General features: G+C 33.0%; 22 protein-coding genes and 1 tRNA gene. 14 read left to right on the top strand and 9 right to left on the bottom strand.

Features of this window, described 5'->3' with window-relative positions; translation table 11 throughout:
- Positions 1-75: 75 nt before the first annotated feature.
- Genes rlmN through WDZ98_RS08020 form a run of 6 tightly spaced genes read left to right on the top strand, consistent with a single transcriptional unit; the run spans position 76 to position 3,613 of the window.
- Positions 76-1,131: a 23S rRNA (adenine(2503)-C(2))-methyltransferase RlmN gene (gene rlmN / locus WDZ98_RS08045; protein WP_368060697.1), complete on the top strand. Its 1,056-nt coding sequence runs from the start codon at positions 76-78 to the stop codon at positions 1,129-1,131.
- 55 nt (positions 1,132-1,186) lie between these two features.
- Complete coding sequence (locus WDZ98_RS08040; RefSeq protein WP_368060699.1) at positions 1,187-1,486, top strand: 50S ribosomal protein L21; 300 nt, start codon at positions 1,187-1,189, stop codon at positions 1,484-1,486.
- A 1-nt stretch (position 1,487) separates the two neighbouring features.
- Positions 1,488-1,814 (top strand): RNA polymerase Rpb4, encoded by a 327-nt coding sequence (locus WDZ98_RS08035; protein WP_368060701.1) that lies wholly within the window; start codon positions 1,488-1,490, stop codon positions 1,812-1,814.
- A gap of 20 nt (positions 1,815-1,834) precedes the next feature.
- Positions 1,835-2,401: a DUF655 domain-containing protein gene (locus tag WDZ98_RS08030; RefSeq protein WP_368060703.1), complete on the top strand. Its 567-nt coding sequence runs from the start codon at positions 1,835-1,837 to the stop codon at positions 2,399-2,401.
- A complete protein-coding gene (rsmA, locus tag WDZ98_RS08025; RefSeq protein ID WP_368060705.1) occupies positions 2,398-3,102 on the top strand; it encodes a 16S rRNA (adenine(1518)-N(6)/adenine(1519)-N(6))-dimethyltransferase RsmA in 705 nt (234 codons plus the stop codon). The genes WDZ98_RS08030 and rsmA overlap by 4 nt, the downstream gene beginning before the upstream one ends.
- On the top strand, positions 3,080-3,613 hold the full coding sequence (locus WDZ98_RS08020; RefSeq protein ID WP_368060707.1) for a HemK2/MTQ2 family protein methyltransferase: 534 nt from the start codon (positions 3,080-3,082) through the stop codon (positions 3,611-3,613). Before rsmA ends, WDZ98_RS08020 begins: the two co-directional genes overlap by 23 nt.
- On the opposite strand, the gene WDZ98_RS08015 is transcribed toward WDZ98_RS08020, so the two are convergent.
- A complete protein-coding gene (locus tag WDZ98_RS08015; RefSeq protein ID WP_368060709.1) occupies positions 3,614-4,645 on the bottom strand; it encodes an isocitrate/isopropylmalate dehydrogenase family protein in 1,032 nt (343 codons plus the stop codon). It abuts the gene before it with no gap.
- A gap of 97 nt (positions 4,646-4,742) precedes the next feature.
- Here WDZ98_RS08015 and WDZ98_RS08010 point away from each other — a divergent pair, with 97 nt between their 5' ends.
- The 5 genes from WDZ98_RS08010 (at position 4,743) to WDZ98_RS07990 (ending at position 8,874) form a co-directional block, all read left to right on the top strand.
- Entirely contained in the window at positions 4,743-5,489 is a 747-nt protein-coding gene (locus WDZ98_RS08010) for a metallophosphoesterase (RefSeq protein ID WP_368060711.1), read from the top strand.
- 33 nt (positions 5,490-5,522) lie between these two features.
- Positions 5,523-5,609, top strand: a tRNA-Ser gene (locus WDZ98_RS08005).
- Positions 5,610-5,774: 165 nt separating this feature from the next.
- The gene (locus WDZ98_RS08000; RefSeq protein ID WP_368060713.1) at positions 5,775-6,710 is read left to right on the top strand and encodes a hypothetical protein; all 936 of its coding nucleotides are present in this window, start codon (positions 5,775-5,777) and stop codon (positions 6,708-6,710) included.
- 189 nt (positions 6,711-6,899) lie between these two features.
- A complete protein-coding gene (locus tag WDZ98_RS07995; protein WP_368060715.1) occupies positions 6,900-7,076 on the top strand; it encodes a hypothetical protein in 177 nt (58 codons plus the stop codon).
- A 43-nt stretch (positions 7,077-7,119) separates the two neighbouring features.
- Positions 7,120-8,874 carry an AAA family ATPase gene (locus WDZ98_RS07990; RefSeq protein WP_368060717.1) on the top strand — a complete coding sequence of 585 codons (1,755 nt, stop codon included), beginning with the start codon at positions 7,120-7,122 and terminating at the stop codon, positions 8,872-8,874.
- Here the strand turns inward: WDZ98_RS07990 and WDZ98_RS07985 are convergent.
- Genes WDZ98_RS07985 through WDZ98_RS07970 form a run of 4 tightly spaced genes read right to left on the bottom strand, consistent with a single transcriptional unit; the run spans position 8,849 to position 12,561 of the window.
- Positions 8,849-11,563 (bottom strand): hypothetical protein, encoded by a 2,715-nt coding sequence (locus WDZ98_RS07985; protein WP_368060719.1) that lies wholly within the window; start codon positions 11,561-11,563, stop codon positions 8,849-8,851. The genes WDZ98_RS07990 and WDZ98_RS07985 overlap by 26 nt on opposite strands.
- Positions 11,556-11,888, bottom strand: coding sequence for a hypothetical protein (locus WDZ98_RS07980; RefSeq protein ID WP_368060721.1), 333 nt, complete (start codon positions 11,886-11,888; stop codon positions 11,556-11,558). Before WDZ98_RS07980 ends, WDZ98_RS07985 begins: the two co-directional genes overlap by 8 nt.
- 2 nt (positions 11,889-11,890) lie before the next feature.
- Positions 11,891-12,388 carry a helix-turn-helix transcriptional regulator gene (locus WDZ98_RS07975; protein ID WP_368060723.1) on the bottom strand — a complete coding sequence of 166 codons (498 nt, stop codon included), beginning with the start codon at positions 12,386-12,388 and terminating at the stop codon, positions 11,891-11,893.
- Positions 12,385-12,561, bottom strand: coding sequence for a hypothetical protein (locus WDZ98_RS07970; protein ID WP_368060725.1), 177 nt, complete (start codon positions 12,559-12,561; stop codon positions 12,385-12,387). Before WDZ98_RS07970 ends, WDZ98_RS07975 begins: the two co-directional genes overlap by 4 nt.
- Positions 12,562-12,672: 111 nt before the next feature.
- On the opposite strand from WDZ98_RS07970, the gene WDZ98_RS07965 reads away from it, so the two are divergent.
- Positions 12,673-13,374 carry a winged helix-turn-helix domain-containing protein gene (locus WDZ98_RS07965; RefSeq protein WP_368060727.1) on the top strand — a complete coding sequence of 234 codons (702 nt, stop codon included), beginning with the start codon at positions 12,673-12,675 and terminating at the stop codon, positions 13,372-13,374.
- A gap of 6 nt (positions 13,375-13,380) precedes the next feature.
- Entirely contained in the window at positions 13,381-14,589 is a 1,209-nt protein-coding gene (gene cas1 / locus WDZ98_RS07960) for a CRISPR-associated endonuclease Cas1 (RefSeq protein ID WP_368060729.1), read from the top strand.
- 639 nt (positions 14,590-15,228) lie between these two features.
- On the opposite strand, the gene WDZ98_RS07955 is transcribed toward cas1, so the two are convergent.
- Entirely contained in the window at positions 15,229-15,747 is a 519-nt protein-coding gene (locus WDZ98_RS07955; RefSeq protein WP_368060965.1) for a hypothetical protein, read from the bottom strand.
- A 209-nt stretch (positions 15,748-15,956) separates the two neighbouring features.
- Between WDZ98_RS07955 and WDZ98_RS07950 the strand changes: the two genes are divergently transcribed.
- Entirely contained in the window at positions 15,957-17,063 is a 1,107-nt protein-coding gene (locus tag WDZ98_RS07950) for a hypothetical protein (RefSeq protein ID WP_368060733.1), read from the top strand.
- A 39-nt stretch (positions 17,064-17,102) separates the two neighbouring features.
- On the opposite strand, the gene WDZ98_RS07945 is transcribed toward WDZ98_RS07950, so the two are convergent.
- The 3 genes from WDZ98_RS07945 to WDZ98_RS07935 form a co-directional block, all read right to left on the bottom strand.
- A complete protein-coding gene (locus WDZ98_RS07945) occupies positions 17,103-17,624 on the bottom strand; it encodes a hypothetical protein (protein WP_368060735.1) in 522 nt (173 codons plus the stop codon).
- 66 nt (positions 17,625-17,690) lie between these two features.
- The gene (locus WDZ98_RS07940) at positions 17,691-18,410 is read right to left on the bottom strand and encodes a hypothetical protein (protein ID WP_368060737.1); all 720 of its coding nucleotides are present in this window, start codon (positions 18,408-18,410) and stop codon (positions 17,691-17,693) included.
- Positions 18,411-18,671: 261 nt separating this feature from the next.
- A complete protein-coding gene (locus tag WDZ98_RS07935) occupies positions 18,672-20,462 on the bottom strand; it encodes a potassium transporter TrkG (protein WP_368060739.1) in 1,791 nt (596 codons plus the stop codon).
- Between the last annotated feature and the right edge of the window lie 209 nt (positions 20,463-20,671).

The raw sequence follows: 20,671 nt of genomic DNA, 5'->3' as shown, positions 1-20,671 counted from the left end.
TTTTCTTTCTTATTTTACATTCTAATCACTATCGTTAAATTATAAAATACACCCTCTGTGAATCCATAATACATCATGACCGATCTTTACAGACTTCTTCCAGAAGAGATGGAACAACTAGTAATGGATATGGGCTATCCTAGATATAGAGCAGATCAAATTTTACTTCCACTTTACTATAAATTTCCTAAAGATATCTCTGAGATCAAACAACTTCCAAAAATGATGAGAGAAGAATTAATTGCCGCTGGATACACGATAGGCTCTGCTAAAGAAATTCATCGTGTGGTAAGTGATGATGGAGATACAACAAAATTGTTACTAAAACTAACTAATGATAATTCTGTAGAAACAGTTCTAATGCAATATGATCCCTCAAAAATTGGTGGTCATCCAAGGTCAACAATTTGTGTCTCTACTCAAATTGGGTGTGCTATGGGATGTGTATTTTGTGCAACTGGTCAAATGGGATTTGAAGCAAATCTGAAAGCTGAACATATTGTATCGCAAGTAATTCATTTTGCAGAAATTTTACAACAACGAGGAGAACATGTAACAAATTTGGTTTTTATGGGTATGGGAGAACCGTTGGCAAATTATGATGAAATGATACGAGCTGTAAAAATTCTAACACACGATAGAGGTTTTGGACTAGGTCAACGACACATAACTATCTCTACAATTGGAATTAAATCTGGAATAGAAAAACTAGCCGAAGAAAATCTCCAAATTGGTCTTGCCATATCTTTACACGCTCCAAATAATGAATTACGCAAAAAACTAGTTCCTACGGCTAGTCCTAATTCTGTAGAAGATATTATTGAGTCTGGAAGGAATTATTTTAAAAGGACTGGTAGACGTGTGACATTTGAATATGCCCTTATGGCAGGAATTAACGATTCGCCTAAAATTGCACTGGAACTAGCTGATCTTTTGAAAGGTAATGGCTCTCACGTGAATTTAATTCCGATCAACCCAACAGCCGGTGATTTTAGTCGTCCAACAGAAGACAGTATTCGCAAATTTGAGCAGATATTATCAAATGCTGGTGTAAACTGTACAATCCGTATCGAAAAAGGTACTGAGATTTCTGCTGCATGTGGTCAACTCAGAACTGATCTTATAGGCTAATTTCATAAAAAACTGTTCTAAGTCTTAAAATAGGGCTTTCAAAGATTTTACACTCATGGCAACTAAGAAATCTCATGGCCGTTCACACGGATTTAAACACAAGTCCAGATCTGTCATGAAGAAAGATGCCCCTAGAGGAGTCTCGTTCTTGTTACGTGAATACCAAGAGGGTCAACAAGCACTTGTCATTATTGATCCTAGACAGCATAAAGGATTACCACACAGACGATACCACGGTAAAGTAGGTGTCATCACAAATGTTGGTAGACGAGCTATCACACTTGATGTAAAATTAGGTGATAAATCGAAAACCTTAATCACTAGATTGGATCACATTAAACCATTCGGTGTATAATATGGAAGAAGTAAAAAAGAAACAAGCAATTTCTCTTTCAGAAGTTAAAGAAATTTTAGGTAAAGTTGATGTTGAAGAAATGGATCAAATTCAACGTTGGACATATGATTACGTTTCAAAATTTGTATCTACTGATTCAAAAGATGCAAAAGAAATGAAAAAACAACTTGTAAAAGAATGTGAGTTAACTGAAGATGAAGCTGTTGAAATTGTTAACATTAGACCTACAAGTTTAGCCGAATTGCGTTCTTTCACATTCGGTTGGAAGAAACTAATTCTCGCAGAAACCCTAGAAAAAATGCTCAAAATAATTAAGGAGCATTCGTAACACTTTAGGAGTATTTTATTTTGCATCGGGCACAAATCCCACCTAGAAAGTATGAGGAATACGCATATGTTCTAGACTTTAACGCTAGGGGTAAATCATCTACTGTAAGAGGAAGAGAAGGAATCATAATCACAGCTATCGGTGAGGACAGATTAACCATTTTAGAGATTCTCGGAATTCCAAATTCTACATTTGAGATAGGTGAAAAAATCTACATTGGAAAAGAAGGACGTACTAAAGTTTTGTCTGTACTGGGAAAAATGGAATATGATAAAATCTCGTCATCTGCTCAAAGTGAATTAGAATCTGTAGTACAAAAAATTGTGACTATTAACGAATCAAAATTTGTAGAATATTTGAACAATGCACGACCATTAACGCCACGAATTCATGCATTAGAGTTAATTCCTGGAATTGGAAAAACCTACATGAAAAATATGCTTGAAGAAAGAGATAAGAAAAAATTTGAAAGCTATCAAGATTTACAAGACCGCATAGGATTCAAGGAACCCATTAAACATATTTCAGAACGAATTATAGATGAGATTACTGGAGAAAGTAGAATGAATCTCTTTGTAAAGAGATGATAAGGCGAAAGCAATTTGGACAACACTTTCTCAACTCAAATTCTATAGCCAAATCCATTGTTTCTGAGGCTAATATTACAAAAAATGATGTTGTATATGAAATTGGAACTGGATTAGGAGTTTTGACTCCATTACTATGTCAACAAGCTGATAAAGTGATTTCAGTTGACATTGATGAAAGCCTTGTCAAAAAAGCAAAACAGACTTTTTCCAATATAGATAATCTTGTTTTAAAATCTGGTGATGGATTTAAGAAAAAGGATACTTTTAGCATTTTTGTATCCAATCTACCTTATTCTAAGAGTAAAGATGCAATTGAGTGGCTTGCACAAACTTCCTTTTCTCATGGTGTGATAATGGTACAAAAAGAATTTGCAGAAAAATTACTTGCAACTGCATCAAAGAAAAGAAAAGCAATAAGCGTAATTGCAACTCATGCATTTGACATCACACTTGTCTCCAAAGTTGGAAAAAACAATTTTTCTCCTCCTCCTAAAATTGACTCTGTAATTTTAAAAATCATTAAAAAAAATAATATGACAAAAGATCTAGTTCAAACAATTAACAGAATTTTTTCATACAGGAGGAAAACTGTTAAAAATGTTTTAAAACAATTCAATAAAGAAACTAGCTTAGATAAACGAGTAGATGATCTTTCTGGGGATGAAATAATCAATCTTGCAAACAAAATACTCGAATAATGATGAATATCCTCCATCTGAGGATACTTTTTTCATTGTAGATAACATTGAGAATGAGAAAGGAAATTTTGCTCTAGATATTGGTAGTGGTTCTGGATATTTAACAAAATTGCTTTCCAAGAATTTTTCATTTGTAGTTGGCACTGATATCAATTATAATGTACTCAGACAGCAAACTTACAAAACAGAAAATATTGTTTGCTGTAATGGTTCAGACGCATTAAAAATTAAATTTGATTTTATCGTTTGCAATTTGCCTTATCTGGCCACTGATGAAATTTTGGATGTTGCCACCGATGGAGGTATAGAAGGATTTGAAATTCCAAAAAAAATATTTGATTCCCTGATAAATAACCTGGAAAAAAACGGCAAGTTTGTTTTCATAACCTCCTCGCTATCTAACTATCAAAAATTAATTGATTATGCCCAAAAATTAGGCTTGAAAACTAGAATTATGGCAAAAAAGAAGCTTTTCTTTGAAGAATTAATTTTGATTGAAGCTATTAACTGATTACTTTCGTAATCTTTCTTTAGCGTATGCAATAATGGCATCAGTCATCTGCGTTGTTGATGCATTCCCTCCAATGTCCCACGTTACGGTCTTTCCCTCGTTGATTACTTGGTCAGTTGCAGAAAATATTGCATCTCTAATTTCAGTTTCACCTAGATACTGTGCCATCCAAGCTCCTGACAGAACTGTTGCAGTAGGATTTACCTTATTTTGTCCTGCAAATTGAGGTGCGCTTCCATGTGCAGCTTCAAACATTGCAAAACTATCCCCCATATTTGCAGAATAAATTAATCCGATAGATCCTACTAAACCAGACGCTAACTCTGAAATAATATCCATGAATAAATTTGTACTAACCAGAATTGCACCATTGAATTGTTCTGGTGCCACAACCATTTGCTGGGCCATATTGTCGATGTAAATTTCAGACAGTTCTACATCTGTTCCTTCCACTGCTTTTTGAGCTGAACTCCAAAAAATTCCATCTGTCTGTTTTAGAATATTTCTTTTAGTGATTGCAACCATTTTTTTCATGTTGTATTCTTTTGCCCACTTTATTGCTGAATTAAGGAATCTGTCACAACCTTGCCTTGTGATTTTTCTAATTGCAATTGCAGAATCTTCAGTGATCTGTGCTTCGATTCCTGTGTATAGTCCCTCTGTAGCTTCTCTGAAGCAAACACAATCAAGTTTTCTGTTTGGTGTTAGTCTGTCATAAGTTTTGGTAGGTCTGATATTAGAATACAGTTCAAATTTTTGACGTAAAGTCACTGCAACGCTCCTGGGGGCTCCTGGGACTGGTATTGTAGTTGTTGGTCCCTTAAAGCATGCATCAGACTCTTCAAGAATCTTCATTGTTGCATCTGGGATGTATGACTTGTCTTTTCTTCCATTTTTATCCCACTGTTCTGAGCCTGCCTCACATAGAATAATTTCTGATTGACTGTTACATTCTTTCAAAACTCTGAGCATTGAATCTACAACTTCGGGTCCTATGCCATCGCCTTTCATTACTGCTGCTTTTTTACTCAAAACCGCAAGAATTTGAGGAGTTTATTATTTAATTCTACCTTGTTGAAGTGTTCTCTATAGTGATGATTTAATAGGTAATTTAATAAATTAAATTTTAATGCAGATAGTTCAAATCTCTGATCTTCACGTAGGTTCTCAATTTTTACAAGAAAAATTTGACATTTTGGTTAATGAGATCAATGAATTAAATCCGGACGTGATTGTAATTACTGGTGATTTAACCAATGAAGGACTCATGCATGAATATGAACAATGCAAATCACTGTTAACAAAATTTAAAACAAAAAAAATCATCACTATTAGTGGAAATCATGATTATAGAAACACTGGTTATCTGCTGTTCAAAAAATTCTTCCCATTTGATGCAATTAATGAGTTAAGCGATGACGTTGTTTTAGTTACAGTCGGAACTGCCAGACCTGACAGAAATGAAGGAGAAGTAGGATACCGACAAAATCTGTGGTTGGAGAGAACCATGAAAAAATACAAAGATAAAGTAAAGATTGTAGCAATGCATCACCATCTAATTGCCATTCCTGATACTGGTTCTGATCAACTCACTGTTGTTGATGCAGGTGATGTGCTGAGAACTGTTTTGGATTCCAAAGTTGACATCGTCTTATGTGGACACAAACATCGACCCTGGGCTTGGAATTTTAAAACACTCACAGTTGTAAATGCGGGAACTGCAACGTCTGAACGAGTTCGTGGCTTTTTTGAAAATACCTACAACATTCTTACCATAACTGACAAAAAAGTGCAAGTTGATCTCAAAATCGTGGGTGGAAAGAGACTTTCTATTGATGAAATTGTTAATAATTACAGCCAATTTGGCGACGAATGAATTTATTTACAGATTAATTCTAGGCATCTTTGTGCGGGGATCGCCTAGCTTGGTAGGGCGTGGGATTGCTAATCCCATGTCAGCAATGACTCGTGGGTTCAAATCCCTCTCCCCGCGCCATTAAAACGGGGTATAGATAAGGACATGCCATTTGACCTTTTTTAGATAGAAATTACGAAATTAGAAAATTCGTATAGATAGAGAGGCTCCATTTGACCTTTTTTAAGAAAAATTTTATCTATTTTTTGTAAGTTTATAGAAAATGAGATATTATGAAATTCATTAATGGCTGAATCATCAATTAATGTGTATATTTTTCTCATAATTGTGTTATCGTTTTTTGGATACTTGTTATTTTTATTGAGAATTAATCGATTACGTCCTAGACCACGTTTACGTGAATTTAGAATTACCTATAGTTTTGTTTATGGATTTTTTGCATGGATCTTATTGATGACTGGTTTTCTTTTTGCGTACTATGGTGTAGTGTACATGACATTTACTGAAATCTCAATGGATTTTTTTACTATCCCAAAACCAGATTCATCTTTAGTTGCTTCGGAAAATAGTTGGTTAGTAAATTCAACTTTTGCAATTTTAGAAGGAGTGAAAAAACAATCACTTGAGTTAAAACATTCTGAAGGATTAGCCCTATCTGGAATAGGTTTTGGAATGATTTTGGTTTCAATTCCAATGTTTTTAGATTCATGGAGACATAATCGTGAAACTCAGAAAACTATAATTTTTGTAAGGGCAGATTTTGAAGAGATTAACAACAAACTTGTTACTGTAATTCAATTGTTACAAAACACAATAAACAGTATTAACGGTAATGGAAATTTCATTAACCATCTAATTCATCGTACAGTTCCTCCTGCTATGGCCTTTGGTACAATCATTTCTGGATTATATTTTCATAGATGGGATCTTTATACGTCAAATTTGAGAGATTTTGGATTAGAAGATCCTAGAACTCTGAATCAACTGCATGGATTCATACTAGATTTTAATAGAAAGGTAGAACCAAGAGAAAATCACATTGTGGAAGAAGTCATGAGAATTCTTAATGCCAATGACCCTAATACGTTTCAAATATTGCGAACGTATTTGCTCGATGAGTTAACTAGAAATCTTGACGATTATCAAAATCTGTATAACTTATTGCATAGAGAGTTAAATGGAATCACTTGGATTCCAAATGGAGCGTGGAGACAATTATAGTATTTTTTTTCGATTCAATTTAGAAATTGTATCTGCAGAGTCATCGAATTTGACTTTTTTAGGGCAAAATTTTGAAAGTATTCATGAGTTGAAAAAAAAGAGTTCTTCTAGACTTTTTTGATTTTTTTGTTTAGAAAATTTGAAGAATTGAAAATAGTGTTTATTTGTATGAATTTTATCTAATAGATGATGAGTATAAAGAGATGTCTACAATGTTCCTCTGAAGACCTTGACGAGAGTGACAGACTTCATGTATTAATGGAACAGGGTTATGTGATAGCAGGTACACGTCAAAATGGAATTGAGGTAGTTCCAACAATTTGTAAAAAATGTGGCTTTGTAATGTTATTTAGAAAAGGAATGTGAAATTAGGATCAATATTAAATAAACCCGATGAAAAAATCAAATATTGTTAGACAGTTTTAAGATTGGACCATTAAAGACAATCCACTTAGCTCAATGTGATAAAGTTCCCCCAATCATGATCATTGCGGGAATAAATGGAACTGGTAAATCTACACTTCTTCATGCAATTAAACTTAGAAAAAACACTGTGGCAGTAACAGGGAATGTTATGTATATACCACCACATAGAGTATGGTCACAACAAAAAATTCAGGCCATGTATTTATGGGAAGCACGTCGAACATATCAAGAGGCCATTACTGGAGATATTCTTGGCGGTACTCAGGCAATAAGAATCAACTCTGGAAAAAGATCTGCTGAATCAGCTGATGAATCTACAAAATTTATCAAGTTTTCTTTAGGACAGATAGAAGTAGAAAGACAAAGTGCATTAACAAAAATTTATGATGAACATTTAGAAATAAAATTTCCAGATGTTTATGAACCATTAAAAGAATTGACTAGAACTTTACTACCTCATCTTGAATTTTATAAGATCAATTTAGATGATAAGAATGACATAAAATGCATATGGAAAAGAGCAGAAGGGATTGACCTATCAATAGGAAAATCGAGTGATGTAGATATTGATGAATTGAGTTCGGGAGAAAAAGCAATTTTGACCTTATTTCTGCCATTTATAGAATACGAAATAGATTCCATATTGAAGTCCATCGAGTCTCAATCTTCACCTAAAACGCAAACTGATCTTGTTGTCTTAATAGATGAACCAGAATTACATCTACATCCAATTCTTGAAGGTCGGGTACTTGATTATATTCGAAACATTGTTTCAAAAGGAGGAATTCAATTTGTTATTACAACACATTCGCCTGTACTGCTAAATAACGCTACTTTTGAAGAACTTTTTCTTCTATCTCCAAAAACCACCGACGGTGGAAACCAATTAACAAGATTAGTAGATGAAGATTCTAGATTAGATGCATTAAGAATATTGTGTGGTGACACTTATTCTCTTACTGCGTTGAGAAATTTGGTATGTGTTGAGGGAGAATCACCAGTAGATATGCAAAAAAAACCTACTGACAAAAAATTATTTGAAATTCTATGTCCTGATATTACTAAAAACATCTTAATTCCTTTTGGTGGAAAAAGCATAGTTATCGAAGGAGCTAAAAGATTAAGAGAAAATATACCTCATAGTATCAATAAAACAAAAGTATTTGCAATAATAGATAAAGATCAAGATCCCACAATCACAGATGAATGGATATTTAGATTGCCAGTTTGTATGATTGAAAATTTATTACTAAAACCTGATGTAATTAATGACTTTCTAGATAAATACCGTGAGACTTCAACATTAAAAACCACGGATGATGTTAATGCATCTTTGGATGAAATAATAAAAAGTTTAAGAGATGATGAAATACGTATAAGAATAAAGAGAAAAATAGGATCAATTAATGAGATAATAGACGGGACATCGGTTCAAGAATTAAAAGTAAATCATCAGAAAATTATGGAATCTATCAAAACAAAAATTCCTAATGATGCTAATTTAGAAATAATTGTAAATAATGCAACTGCCGAAGTGGATGCAATCATATCTCAAAAGAAAGAATTAGAATTATTCAGAGGTAAAAAAATACTAAAGAATTTTTTTGATAAATATCTACAACCAATTGGATTTTCATATTATGTTTTTTGCATGGAGTTAGCAAAACAAATTGCTTCGAACAAAGAATATACAAAAGGATTGCAAGATATAGTTAACATAATAAATTCAAAAGATTAAATTTAATTCTATTAGAAATTTGTTTTGATTGCTCTGATTTTATTTTATTTTTGATATTCCATAAAGTCTGCTTTGAAATCCCAAAATCTTTCACATCCTTTGGCTTTAACTCCAATATCTTTGGCGCAAGTTCCTTGAATTTCTCATCAATCTCTGACTCATTTTGATAAATTTCATAACTTGACGCATCCAATCCAAACAGTTCTGATTCGTCTAATCCATTGCTTTCCTTTCCAATGTGGACAACAGAGGAAATCCAGACATGCTTTCTTTCCAAAACTCCAACATCCCCATCAAACTTTGATTCTGGATGTTTCATGTATTCCTCAATCGTATCCCAAAGAGGCTTCCAATGCTGTATCCCCTGATATTTCTGCCTGTCAGGATCATTATAGTCGACAAATTCCTCATACACTGCATGTTTTGCTGGATTCTGATATGGTGCAAATGGCTTGATTAATTTGCTAGTTTTGGGATTTTCAATGTTGGAGAATCCCAAGATTGCAAAGTTTGAGGGTTTTATCTGAGAAGAATAATCTTTCCCATCATTATACTCTTTGAATCTTTTTTGAATAGATGGTGTGGTAATACCTAGTTGTTGCAAGGCATACTTGTTTGAATATTTTTCAACTAGTGATTCTTGTGTGACTTTGTTATAGTGTAAATTAATAATATCACTCCATATTTCTTTGTGCCATTTTGATTCATCATCGGAATTATTTTTGAAAGGATCAAGTAAATGTCCCAATCCGTGTGCTGAATATTTATCATCATCGATTGCTATTGTATCTCCAACAACATCATAAAGGCAGTACCGCTTGGAGGATATCCCGTAAAACCACTTTTTAGAATATTCTAATTTGAAAATTTTTGCATCAAAGTTGTATGGATTTAACGGTTGGAAGAATTCCTGAATCTCTTTTGTGTATTGAGGTGGAATCATCATGGAGTCAGTGTCACAGTATGCATGAGTGGTACCATGTTTTTCCAATAATGCCTCAGTTGTAGATAGTAACAGTCTTGCAGATGAAGTAATGGAAACAGCAATTATTGGATTAAACATGTATCCTGCTTTTTCAGTTTTTGTTTTCTTGTTTTCAAAATGGCTCAAACCATAAACATCAATTGGAACTTTTTTAGATTCATCAAAAGTGTTGATTTCGACAAATATTCCATAACTAATTGCATTTGTAATAATCTTGATTATCTGTTGCTTTCTGTCATAGTGTTGGTATTGTGCAGTGTCCTTTTCAAACGAGTCTCTTTTTTGCTTTAGTGTTTCTCTGTATTCGATTAGGTTCTTGAATAAATCTCCCTTGTAGGGATCTATTTCTATTCCATGAATTTTGATATTTTTGAGATTCTTTTGGACTCCATGTGGGACAAACTTGATTGCCTGAATAATTTTTGGAGTCTTTCCTGAATGTATCTTTGATTGCAGGACATCGGCAAGGGGATACCACATGGGATCTGTGCCTGAAACAGTACATGTTCCAATATTCCACGAATATTTGTCTCCAAATGGTGCCCTGATCGGTAAAACATCCTCATCAGGAATTATCTGAACCATACATTGTAATTTCTTCCATAGTGTCTTGTTTTGTACGTCCTTAATGGTAAAATTATCAATTAAATCTTGAATCTCTTTTGTCGCATCTATATGGATAATTTTTTCTGCAATTACAAATTGCCACAAGTTCTGTAGTGTGCATACAGTTGGATACATTGATAAAAAATCAAGCACATCGACCATAGTCGGAGTCATTCTGATTTTATCTTCTACTCTTCCACCAATGTAACCGCTCATTATTTTTCCAACCAACTCAAATGGAAATTCTGGATTTTTCTCAAAGAACGATAGTACGCCAATCTTTCTTAGAAATTCTTTTCCTATTGTAGCTGGAGTAAATGCCCTAGTTATTGGAATGTCTAATTCGTATGTGTCAAATTCTTTTTTTGCATTAAGGAATAATGAATGAGTTGACTTTACATCATTTATGCAATAGTCTATGTATTTGTCTGTAATCTTTCCATGTTTTTGAGACTTGAATTTTTTAAAATCTGTATTAAATGCATGACATGCAGATTCCAGAGTATGTTTTTTGTCAGTTAGTGCATGACACAAAGTTCTTAGATCAAGAAAGTTTCCGGTAAAATAACTGGTTCCAGTCCAGATACTACTCCAGTTGATAAATGACAAAGTCGATGTAACGTGCGTAAGATGCAATCGTGGATAGTTCAGGTTCTTTGTAAAAAATAATGAAAATACATCCTTTTTTCTTACTCTGGAACTAGAGGTATTAATTGGGATTCGAGTCAGGTCAAATGGCAGATTAAATCCGATGCATAGTGTTTCCAAATCATACACCTCATAAAGAAATATTCTTCTAAACTCAACTAGGGTGTATAATCGAATGTCTTTTTTGATACAATATTGTTTTAGAATTTCCTGCTCCTTTGATGATACGATTTTAGGATCATAAAAGATTCCAACATATTCAAGAATTTTATATTGCCAAATCTCAAAGTATCCGAACTTTAGATTCTGTAAATTATCAGTAGTGGTTTCAGTGTCCCAGACAATACACCTGTCAAAAGGAATGTTTTCGGGTGTGAATCCAGAAGGTTTCTTGCCTTTGTCCGTTTTAGGTACAGTATAGGCACGAACTGCTATGATTTCATCACTCATCATCCATCTCCCACAGATGATCCGATATCACTCTGAGAACATCAGAGACTCCTCTTAACAACATGGCAAGCATCTTCATGGATGGTTTTGATTTACGTGACCAACCCTTTGGCCAAATATCCTGTTTTCTTGACAGTCGTCCATGGCAATTGCGACACAAAGAAATTACAATCGAACTGTTTGCCTTTCCAGCAATATGATGATATTCAAAGTCTGTTGGGTTGTCATGCCCGCAAATAACACAAATTCCCTGTGACTCTACTAGTTTATCAAATGTTTTCTTTTGTGCAATTACTGATTTGATATCATCAAAATAATCTCTCATGTCTATCTCCCACGATAAATTTTAAAGAATTCAGGCTCTTCTCTTTTTTCAAATAGTCGAATTAGTTTTTTTATGTCAGTTTCAAACCTGTGATGATTTCCTTTAAAATCTCTAATTGTTATTTTCTCAAATGATTCTAATGCAGTTGTATCATTTTTATCAATTCTTCTTCCAACTGCACCAAGGTATTGTGCTACAATTGCAGAGTTTTTTCTTCCTCTAATTTGTATGAATTCTTCTTTTCCGTTTTCATAAATTCTAATCTTTCTGAGTAACGAATCATTTTTTCTTGCAATGATTCTTTTGTTTTTTAGTTTTAGTGTAGTACCAACATATCTTTTGACAGTACTTGGAGAGATTCCAACTAGTTTGCTTGCCTGATTTAATGACATTCCTTGTCTCATTAGACCAATTACTTCAAGTGAATCATCATACTTGGCGCTTTGTTTTGATGAAAGCAAATCGAGATCCTTTTTCCATTTCTGTTTAATCTTAGTCAAGTAGAAACTCCCAGTGCTTTCATCTCATCTGAATCAAGAAACCCCAGTCTTCCAAGTTCCATCCTTATTGCAAACCTTACAAAGTCAGCAACGCCTTCACCGCGTTTTTCTGAAATCTTTCTTACCAGTTTGAGATCTTTTTGCTCAATCTTGATGTTTAGTTGTACTTTCAATAAGATAGGTAATCAATACTAACCTTTTATAGTAAATCTTAGAATAACAAGCCTATAATTGGTAAGCAATGCTAACTTTTAATAGCAGTTGTTATACTAACCTATTAGAAATTGGTAAGCGAGAACAACAGAAAACCTACAGGACATACACAAAGTGAGATAGTAAAACTGTTACAGAAAAAAGATATCCAGAGATTGAGATTCAAAGATATTCAAGAAAAAATTAGAGTATCAAAACCAGTTCTCAGCACCCATCTTAAAAAACTGGAAAAAGAGAAAACAATAGTATCAATAAAGGAAGGGAGGGAAAAATATTACATGTTATCAAAAAATGTGTTTAAGGTTCTAGATAGGCATGTAGATGTTTTATCATCAAACTATTCGGAATATTTTGCAGATGATCTATTTATTCGAGAGTATTCGGATGCAGAGGAGTTGTATTTTGAATTTAGTCAAAAGATGAGTGCAATCTTGTTTTATACTGTTTTAAAAAGCATGGAGACAGGTCAAGATTGGACTAAGGCAATTGACATGCGTCATTTTATCATTGATGCGTTATTGTTGATTCCAGATTTCATGACCAGAGAAAAAATACCTAACGAACTATCAGATCCGCTAAATGAGACCATGGTGGAATTGGATTTTAAAAATATTAAAAAACATTTGGATAAAATTTTCAAAAACAAAACAAGATTACACTTGGAACCCTTGTATGAATTGTTAAGAAAAAGTTATCCCTATGATTTTGAAGTGTTGGATTATTCATACAAAAAACCTCAAGATAACTGGACAAAACTACACGGAGATGTTTGAAAGAAAATGAATCCATTACTAATTTCAGGCTTTGGCACATCAATTAATGTGGACAAGAGAAAACTAATCGTCACAAACAGACTGGATAAGACAAGACTGGAATTTTATCCACACAAAATCAACCATGACAGCATCATAATAGACGGACACACTGGAAACATTTCATTTGAGTCAATGAGGTGGCTGATGAAACATAACATCCATCTAACATTGTTAAACTGGGATGGAAATATTTTGGCAAGCACGTTGCCTGACCAGACAATATCAGGAAAACTGAGACTAGAACAATACAAGAAGCATCTTGATTATCCCATTAGATGCAACATTGCAAATCAACTAGTAAAGTCCAAAGTTGATTCCTCATTGAATTTGCTAAGTGAACTTGCAAAATTCTACCCACTAGATATGAAAAAGTATCAGGGTAGAATAGAGTCAGAATTTTCTTACTATTCAACCCCACAAACTATACACAAAATACCAGAAATTATGAGACATGAAGCCATAATGGCTAAAATTTACTTTGAGGCAATTAGAGATATCTTTGCCAAAGTTGCACCCCAGTTTTCATTTGAGACAAGATCAAGTGTTGATCATAAAAGAGCAGATCATGCATCAGATGAAATCAATGCTTTACTGAACTATGGATATTCCATTTTATCATCTGAAATCAGAAAGTTTCTAAATTCGGTTGGACTGGATTCCCAGATTGGATTCTTGCATGAAACTCTATTGAGTAGAACTCCATTGGTTTATGATTTACAGGAGCTGTTTAGATGGCTAGTTGACCTGAGTGTTATACAATTACTAGAAGAAAACAAACTAAAGAAATCTGATTTTATCTTGACTGAAAACTATCACATTAGACTAAAACCAAATACTGCAAAGTTGTTAATTGAAAAGATAAATTCGAATTTTAATACTAAAGTGCCATACAAGAAAAGAAACTTTGCATACCAGAATATCCTGTATGATAATATCTCACAGTTATCCCAGTATGTATCAAACAAGAAAAAGACAATAGAGTTTGTTGTACCTCATATAACAATTAACAGAAACGATGATTTAGAAATAAGAGAAAAGATTCTCTCAATGAGTCCAGAGGAGAGAAAGAGACTAGGAATTAACAAGTCAACTCTATGGTACATGAAGAAAAACTTTGCAGACAGTAAAACTAGAAAAATTTACAGTAAAGTTTCAGAAAAACTGTACTCATAAACTGTAAAATTTTATTATGATTATAGAATGGTATTATGATTATGAAATTTTATTATAATTGCAAAACTTGTCAGTATTGATAATAACAATATTTTGTGCGTAATTATGAAATCATTCTGATATTATTATAAAATCAGGCACGGAGTTTTATTAAAATCATTTCAAAATTAGGCATGAATTTTGATAATATGCAAAACAATATTGTTTCATTTAGAAACTATTTTATTTTTAATGTCTGTAATATCAAAACAAAACTACATCCATTGACTTTGCTTTGATCATTCATTGTTGTAATTGTATAACATTAGCACATTCATTGTTGTAATTGTATAACATTAGCACATTCATTGTTGTAATTGTATAACATTAGCACATTCGTTGATTGTTTTAATCCGTTGACATAATGGGATTTTCAGGCGTGAATGACTCTATTTTTTGTGTATTGTTACAATGATAAAATCAATGATTGTATATTGATAAAATAATGATTCACTGATTGTTTTACTGTTTTTTTATTTTAAAGTGTAGATTTTAATTGTAAAATGGTTAATTTACGTACGAAAAAACCTGTCACGTTAGAATAAATCTTACAGAAGATTCTGAAAAAATTCTGAGATTTTTCTAATTGGTTTTAAAATATCAAATGTTAATTTCTAAAATTAATTTTTTAGTTAGTTCTTCTCTTAATTTTGGAATTCCTAATTGTTCATTACAGGTTCTATACCATAGTTTTTCAATAATATAGTTGGTTAACTTTTCACCCATATACCAACTTCCAAATGGCATTGCAATCATGACGCCTACCATCAAAATTATTGGATAGTATTGTTCTGCAGAAGTTATCCAAGGTAGTGCAAGAGAAGATACTATTGAACTGTTAACTACAGTCCATAAAATTTTGTTTAATTTACTAGGCTTCTTTTGATGCAAAGTGGTTTTTTCTAAGAAATCATTGATTAATGTTATTGATTTTAAAATGTCCTCATCGAAATCACCTCTTCTAGCAGTCAAGATTTCAAGTAATTTACGCAAATCGATTAAATCATATCTAATTTCTTGGTGGAATCTACGTTTTGCAAAATCGAATGTGTACGTTCTACGATAGAAGCTTTCAAAAGATTCCAAATTTAACATTCTTTTTAGTTTAAATTTATTCATGAACCAACTATCCCAAGAACCTTGATTCGATCTCGACTTCAAATCATCATAACGAGTCAAAAGTTCTTGAACATATTCTTGGTACACACACAAAATACGTGAATTAGATATTTAAGATTGTGTAAAATCAAGAATTTGAGAACTACCTCATATTTTTTACGCATAATTACTCAGATTTATCTAAAAGTAAATGGTTCATAATGTGACAAATGGTTGGTATTTCTACAGATGATAGAATAGAGAAAATTCGTGAAAAATACAAAAATCGTACGTGTATTTGGTGTGATGACAATCTCAAAAAAGATTGTTATGATGGCTGTGAATGCATATTTTGTTCTTTTCCAAACAAGGTGTATTCATGGGAGGAATACCCTAATCTCAACGAATGTATTAGAAAAGATGTTCAATTCTTTAATGAATTGTTTGATGCAGGATTGATCAAAGAGGATAATTTGGCTAGAAACTGGCGTCGAACACAACTTCCAGTATTACGTAGCACAGGTTCTGACATTAAAGATTGGACAGCCTTTGATCTAGAATCTAGTGGTGAAAGAAAAATCATTCCAAATTCTCCAGAAGATTTTACGATTCTTTCTCCATATTTGAAAAAATTTCCAGATAGGAGAAGAAATGATGGATTTCCATATCATTGTGGCTTATGTAATGAAGGAAATAAAACTCAGTATTTTATAAAAAATATTGCTAAGAAAGAGTGTATCGGTTTAGGGGGAATTTGTGGTTATGCATTTCATTATTCTGATCAAGTTGCTGAAGACATCAAAACAAATATGCTGATCATAATAAGAAAGATATTTAAAAAAAATAAATTAAAAATACAAAAGACAGTTAAAGAAAAACTAACATCATATCCAGATAAGGTATGGTTAAAATCACTTCCAAAAAGAATACGAGATTATGATACAGGACACGTTTACATAAGTCCAGAAAATCTAGCCAAATTTTTGTTGGGGTTAGAAGAAAAAGGAATAGATGTTTTTAATGAAAAAAAGAAAAATGGTATAAAAACAACAATTGACACCAAAGAACCATTAGAACAAACGAGTGAAGAGAAATCTACTCATGTGATTGAAAAAAATAGTAAGGAATCACCATTGATGAAGGATTATGGTATTATGATTTTAGGAATAATAGAAAAACTAAGAGGTTCAAGCATGTATTCTGTAAATAAAGATCAAATAATTCAAGAATTAAAAAAACATGGAATGCCAGAAATTGAAATTGAAGAATACATTAAACGAATGCTAGAAAGAGAAGAAATTTATGAATTTACTAAAAATTCTTACAAAATACCATAATAGAACCGCGTGTTTATGCTAGCGAACTAAAACGAGATCCTAAAAATCCCTCCATTTCACATCATCAAAATTGGGAAAATCTTCTTTTAGGTTAGGTATTTCTTTTAATTCCGAAAATTCAATAAAGATATCATTTGTTATGTTTGAAATTCCTTTCACACGGCACATCTTTACTGGAATGGATGTCTTTGATTTTGCTTTTAGTTGTGCTCTACTTGGAATGCTGTTTCCTGCTTTGACCTCTATCCACAAAAAATCATCTTCTCGAGGATCCTCTAGAAATCTTGTTTGGTTGGATGCAACCTTGCAGGCAAGAAAATCATAATCAAAGTATGGTGTAAAAATACCTCTATGAGGTTTACAAATTTGCTCTATCTCCAATTGAAATTCTTCAGGTATTGAGATTAGAATCCTCTTAGCGTCTAGTTTGAATTCTATTTTTTCATAATTTTTACCTTTAAAAATTTGCTCAGATGATGCATATGCCCAATCTTTTTTGGTAAGCCATTCTTTTGCAAAACATTCGCCCAACATTCCTATCAATCTATTTGACATATCCATGAGAAAAGGTACAAAATATGGTAGTTAATCATACGTTGCTACAAAATGAACAACAGAATTTAGAATCTAATCAAGAATAATGGTGCCTATTTTTGAGGATTCTTTCATTAAATCGAATTTATTCAAATCCTTTTCTACATGAAAACAAATATCCCATGACATGTTTGGATTTTGTTTTCCAGTTATCATCTTTCCGTCATATTGTCTTCCATGACATTGTTCAGCATAAATCTCTCCGTCTGGACTTTTTAAAATCCACATTGCCGTGGGTGAGAAAACAATCATGTCATCTAATTTCATATGTAATGTCATTAGTATGTTAATGTTAATTATTTTGTAATAGTCGCTATCTGTAACTTGCACTTTGTTTATTGTAAAGTCTGCTGTAACTCCACCGCTTGGCTTATTGTCCATCTTTAGAGTAACTGGAGGATATGTTCTAGTTTGTTTTTGAGATTCTGTTTCTGTAATTTCTGATTTTGGCTCTATCTTTACTGGTATTTTCTCTGAAATGCCCTCCATCGTATTCTCAATTGATTCAACTGGAATACTGTCTGATATTTTACCGATAGTGCTCTTAATTGATTCAACTGGAATTACCTCCTCAATTTTCTGACCTTCATATGTAATGTCATAATTTGCATTAACTATCACTGCAACTAAAACTGCAATACCTGCAATTACTATAGCAAAATACGCCTTGTTGTTTTTCTTGTTGCGATGTTTGACTCCTTTGTATCTATTATCGTATTTTCCATCTTTCCAACCTCGCCAGTCATCGCCCATATCATAATCGAATTTTGTAGAAACTTAAGTATTCTGAAATTATTACGTTTGTCTATTTCACTTGGTGTATAATTTTCACCATATCTGTAAATTCGTTCCAAAAAAGGTCAAATGGAGCCTCCCTATCTATACCCCCGCGCCATTAAAACGGGGATATAGTTAGGAGTGAGATTTTACACTAAAATCATGAAAAAATCATCAAAAATTTTGAAAAGTTTAGTCCCATATATAACACCTTAGATAACTGTGATAGATTTGATCCTATGAAATTAGTTTAGGTATGAAGATGTATACAAGTAAAATTATTTCTAAACGACCCAAAATCATAAGCAATGACACAAGAATTTTTGAAAACGGATCAAGATCAATGTTTATTATTCCAACCCCCAAACCCGCAGTTGTTATGGCGCCAACAGATTCAAAATAAGAATCTGAAAAATCATTTCCATGATTACTCAAATGATATGCCACTGGAATTGGAGCAGTTGGAAACAACACCAACAACATCAATGCAATATAGATTTCTTTTCTATCATGAGATGGAATGTTTTTCCATTTTACTCGTTTGAAATATCTCCCAAACTGATAAATCTGCCCAAGGCGAAATATCTTGATCCCACCAGCAGTTGAAAAACCACATCCACCAATCAGCATTAAAATCATCAGCAAGATCATTGGAGCAGAGTCAATCTCGGTCAAATCTATAATCTGAATACCGGCAGTGGTGCTAGTTGCAATTACAGTAAATACTGAATCTATTTCAGAAACATCTGTCATGATAATAAAAAGCAGACTTGCTACAACCAATATCATAAAATAAATCCCAACCTCTCTGGTCAGTTTAACTGACATGAATTTTTTTCTTAGAAATGCATAATGAAGCCCAAATGGTAAAGCTCCCAAGATCATTCCTACCATCAACACAAAGTATTCTGGTAAAGTCAGGGTTTCTACAATTGCAGAATCTGGCATAAATCCGCCAGTAGACAATACGCTCATTGCAATGGAAAAATCATCTAGTATGTTTCGTTCTCCAAGATAAAACATGAGCATCGCGATGATTGCAGTGTATATGAAAAACACTATGGTAATTGTTGCAAATAATTCGCGCAGTTTTGGGATATTTCCAGATATGAACCCCCTCATTGTCATGAGTTTCTTTTCAGGGTAAAATGCCGTCATTATCAAATAAATGAAACTCATTCCCCCTACAAACTGGCTAAAACTACGATAAAATGTGAAACTATCTGGAAGATCTTCAGGTGTTGAAAATAAAGTTACCCCAGCAGTGGTGAAACTAGATGCACTTGAAAAAAAGCTGTTTGCAAACAGGTCTGCAATACCTATTTCTCCATAAGGCGCTACATACAAGTACGGAATTGTGCCAAACAACACCAAAATGAAAAAGCTTGACAAGATCATAATTGCAGATCCTTGCAAGTTTAGCGGATGCTTTTCTCCATAGGAATTTAGAAAAAATCCAGTAATCAAAAGTACTGCTGACATTAAAAATACTCCAGTTGCAACTACTGTTTCATTAAGAATTGTTGCTATCAATGATGGAATAAGCATCAAAATTCCTGCAAACTGTGTTACTGTTCCAAGATTCCAAAGTATTGCTCTTATGGAGTAATTTCTTGTGGATATGGAGCTGATTTTTTGACGAACCAGATTCATAATTATGTGATGATAAATCATGCCAATTATCTTACCGTCATCTCCTATGACGACAAGTTTTCTGAGAGCATTGTCTTGCATTATTTTTAGTGCATTTTGTAACGTGTCACTGTGTTTGACAACTACAAGTGGAAATGTCATGACATCCTCTAATCGTGTATTATTTGGATTTACATATGCCTCTCCAATTTTTTTTAGGACGTCCTGATTTGTGACAATTCCAATTGGATTATTTGTATCATCTACAACAATAACCTCCTCTTTGTGGTGTTTTTTCATTATACTGCATGCCGTTTTCATTGTAGTGGAATCCAAAAGTTTCAAAAATACAACATTTGTGTGCTGAGAAACTTTTCTATCTAAAGTGTCAGTCATATTGTTTGTAGTTGCAGGCACCATATATTGGGATTTTCTGTTTTGACTAGTTCTTTTTTCTCAGTTAGGTAAAATTAGTGACATTTCTCAGCCTCTAATATCCAGAAAAGTGCAAAATCTATACGGCTAACTATATCCCCCGCGCCATTAAAACGGGGATATAATTAGGGGCAAAGATTTTGCACTAATTCCTCATTATTTCGTAAAAT

It is taken from the genome of Candidatus Nitrosopumilus sp., assembly GCF_040878665.1.
GTDB lineage: Archaea > Thermoproteota > Nitrososphaeria > Nitrososphaerales > Nitrosopumilaceae > Nitrosopumilus.
This window is presented reverse-complemented; position numbering and strand designations above follow the sequence as displayed.

Bases quoted from the DNA above. Each gene is read 5' to 3' on its own strand.
- WDZ98_RS07945 (WP_368060735.1), bottom strand. From the start codon at position 17,624: ATGGATATGTCAAATAGATTGATAGGAATGTTGGGCGAATGTTTTGCA.
- rsmA (WP_368060705.1), top strand. From the start codon at position 2,398: ATGATAAGGCGAAAGCAATTTGGACAACACTTTCTCAACTCAAATTCT.
- WDZ98_RS07950 (WP_368060733.1), top strand. From the start codon at position 15,957: ATGGTTGGTATTTCTACAGATGATAGAATAGAGAAAATTCGTGAAAAA.
- WDZ98_RS07955 (WP_368060965.1), bottom strand. From the start codon at position 15,747: ATGAATAAATTTAAACTAAAAAGAATGTTAAATTTGGAATCTTTTGAA.
- rlmN (WP_368060697.1), top strand. From the start codon at position 76: ATGACCGATCTTTACAGACTTCTTCCAGAAGAGATGGAACAACTAGTA.
- WDZ98_RS07995 (WP_368060715.1), top strand. From the start codon at position 6,900: ATGAGTATAAAGAGATGTCTACAATGTTCCTCTGAAGACCTTGACGAG.
- WDZ98_RS07940 (WP_368060737.1), bottom strand. From the start codon at position 18,410: ATGGGCGATGACTGGCGAGGTTGGAAAGATGGAAAATACGATAATAGA.
- WDZ98_RS08000 (WP_368060713.1), top strand. From the start codon at position 5,775: ATGGCTGAATCATCAATTAATGTGTATATTTTTCTCATAATTGTGTTA.
- WDZ98_RS08035 (WP_368060701.1), top strand. From the start codon at position 1,488: ATGGAAGAAGTAAAAAAGAAACAAGCAATTTCTCTTTCAGAAGTTAAA.
- cas1 (WP_368060729.1), top strand. From the start codon at position 13,381: ATGAATCCATTACTAATTTCAGGCTTTGGCACATCAATTAATGTGGAC.
- WDZ98_RS08010 (WP_368060711.1), top strand. From the start codon at position 4,743: ATGCAGATAGTTCAAATCTCTGATCTTCACGTAGGTTCTCAATTTTTA.
- WDZ98_RS07980 (WP_368060721.1), bottom strand. From the start codon at position 11,888: ATGAGAGATTATTTTGATGATATCAAATCAGTAATTGCACAAAAGAAA.
- WDZ98_RS07935 (WP_368060739.1), bottom strand. From the start codon at position 20,462: ATGACTGACACTTTAGATAGAAAAGTTTCTCAGCACACAAATGTTGTA.
- WDZ98_RS07985 (WP_368060719.1), bottom strand. From the start codon at position 11,563: ATGAGTGATGAAATCATAGCAGTTCGTGCCTATACTGTACCTAAAACG.
- WDZ98_RS08040 (WP_368060699.1), top strand. From the start codon at position 1,187: ATGGCAACTAAGAAATCTCATGGCCGTTCACACGGATTTAAACACAAG.